Genomic DNA, 1,241 nt, shown 5'->3' with positions numbered 1-1,241 from the left:
TCCTCGACCCCCGGCCGGTCGGCGGGCAGGGCCCGTTCGGCGGCCACGGCGCGCACGCGGGCGCGGTGGGCGTCGACGTCGGCGACGGCGGCGTCGAGGGTGCGGGCCAGGCGGGCGGCGGTGGAGCGGGCCGAGGCCAGGAGGGTGGAGCGGTGCTCGACCTCGCGGACGGCCCGGGCCACGGGTGTGGTGTCGGGCAGGTCGGCGCGGGCGCGTTCGTGGTCCTTCTGGCGTTCCCGGGCCCGGTCGATGCTCTCGCGGAGCCGGTCGCGGTGCGCGGTGAGCTCGGCCAGTCGGGTGTCGCACTCGGCGAGGCGTTCGCTGCGGCGGTGGGCGCGGGCGGTGGCACCGATGAACTCGGCGGCCGGTTTGGGGTGGGCGCCCACGAGCACGCCGAGGCCGAAGCGGGCGCGGGTGTCCACTCCCCCGGCGTCGGCGGCGTCCCCGTTCCCGTGCAGGGGCACGGAGGCGAGCAGGTCGGTGATGGTTGCTGCGGGGACGCGGTCCTGGTCCTCGGGCACCAGGACGTCGGCGAGGGTGGGGCCGTCATGCGGTGCGGCCGAGGGCAGCAGGTAGGCGTCGCTGCCCCCGTCGGCCAGGGCGCTCCGGGTCTGTTCCGGCCCCGGGTGCATCCAGGCGGTGAGGAGCCCGGCGGCGTGCAGGGCGCCCTCGAGGGCGGCCGCTCGGTCCTCGGCGACGCCGTCGGCGAAGCGCACGAGTTGCCACAGGGGTGCGCCGGCGCGGTCCTCGCGGTGGGCGGTGCGCAAAGGGTCGGCGGGGGGTGCGTCGTCGCGTTCGGCGGCGATGTCGGCGCGTTCTGCGGTCAGGCGGTCGAGGCCGGCGGTGGCCTCGGCCTCCTCCGACTCGAGTCCGTGCAGGCGGGCGGCGGTCTGCAGCTGGGCGGTGCGGGTGTGTTCGCCCAGGACCTCGGCGAGGGTGGGGGCACCGGGGTCCCCGCAGCGGTCGAGGGCGGCCAGGAGGGCATCGCGTCCCGTGTCCCCGACCAGCTCCCATCGGTCCGCCCAGGCGTGTACGGCCTCGGCGGCGGAGGCGCGCAGCCCGGTGAGTTCCTCCTCCGCGGCGGCGCCGGAGCTCTCGTGCTCCTCCAGGTCGGCGCGGGCGCGGGCGGTGTCGGAGTCGGCGCGCGCCCGGACCGCTTCGGCCGCGTCCAGGGCGTCGAGCTGTTCGAGGACGGTGTCGACGTCGCCCCGGCGTGCGGCGCTACGGGCACGGGCGGTGTC

Source organism: Nocardiopsis salina YIM 90010 (assembly GCF_000341025.1).
GTDB lineage: Bacteria > Actinomycetota > Actinomycetes > Streptosporangiales > Streptosporangiaceae > Nocardiopsis > Nocardiopsis salina.
This window is presented reverse-complemented; position numbering follows the sequence as displayed.